This window comes from Burkholderia lata, assembly GCF_902499335.1.
Taxonomy (GTDB): domain Bacteria; phylum Pseudomonadota; class Gammaproteobacteria; order Burkholderiales; family Burkholderiaceae; genus Burkholderia; species Burkholderia lata_B.
The window spans coordinates 1-1,319 of the sequence record NZ_CABVQK010000046.1; the positions used below are offsets into that span (position 1 = coordinate 1).

At 66.9% G+C, this 1,319-nt stretch carries 1 protein-coding gene; it reads left to right on the forward strand.

Going from position 1 to position 1,319, the window contains the following annotated elements; genetic code table 11:
* Positions 1-1,319: Ig-like domain-containing protein (locus BCO18175_RS40360; protein ID WP_254608264.1), on the forward strand; the 1,319-nt coding region annotated here is incomplete at both ends.

Below are 1,319 nucleotides of genomic sequence, written 5' to 3' on the forward strand. Positions count from 1 at the left end.
GGCGGAAGGCGAGCACAAGATCGAGGTGGTCGAGCGGGATCCGGCGGGCAATAGCTCGGAGAAGTCGGATCCGGTGATGGTGATCGTCGATACGACGGCACCGGACGCGCCGCGCATCTCGGGCGTGATTGATAACGTGGGCGATCAGACCGGCCCGCTGAACCCTGGTGATGTGACGGACGACGCGAACCCGACGGTGCGCGGCGTGGCGGAGCCACACGCGCTGGTGACGTTGTACGACGGCGAGCGTGTGGTCGGCAGCACATACGCGGACGCGGACGGGAACTGGGAGATCGTAACGGATACGCTGCTGAACGGCCCGCACTCATTGACCGTGAAGGCGACGGACGCGGCTGGTAACGTGAGCGATCCGAGCGATCCGTTTGACTTCTCGCTGATCACGGGAGGCAATCCGGCGGCACCGTCGATCGTGAACGTGATCGACAACGCGGGCGACCTCACGGGCAACATCAGCCCGGAAGGCGTGACGGATGACCCGCGCCCGACGATCGTCGGCACGGCGCAACCGGGCATGGTGGTGCGCATCTATGACGTGGTCGACGGCCACGAAGTAGAGCTGGGTAGCACGGTGGCGGACGAGAGCGGCCGATGGGAATTCCGTCCGGACGAAGCGCACGCGCTTTCGGATGGCGAGCACAACCTGAAGGCGACGGCCGAGGACGCGGCGGGCAACATGAGCCCGCCGACGGGCCTGTACCCGATCGAGGTAGACACGACGCCGCCGGCCGCGCTGGAAGAGCTGACGCTGATCGACGACGTGGGCGATGTGACGGGTCCGATCAACAGCGGCGATACGTCGGACGACGATCGTCCGACGTTCTCGGGCCGCGGCGAGCCGGGCGCGACGATCATCATTCGCGATGGCGATGAGGTGATCGGCAGCACGCGCGTCGAAGAAGACGGGCGCTGGAGCTGGGAGCCGACCGAGCCGCTGAATGACGGTCCGCACTCGCTCACAGCGCAGCCGGTGGACCGTGCTGGCAACAAGGGGCCGATCAGCGAGCCGATCGACTTCGTGGTGGACACGCGTGACGTGGTGATCTCGATCACGTCGGTGATGGATAACGCCGGCAGCGTGACGGGGCCGATCGATCCGAACGGCGTGACGGATGACACGACGCCGACGGTGCACGGTCGTGCGACGCCGGGAGGCGTGGTGCGAATCTACGACGGCGAGACGCTGCTGGGCTCGGCGGTGGCGGATGAGGATGGTAACTGGACGTTCGAGGTGCCGGCGGCGATGGCGTTGTCGGAGGGCGTGCACACGCTGAACGCGACGGTGACGGTGCCGGGGCAGA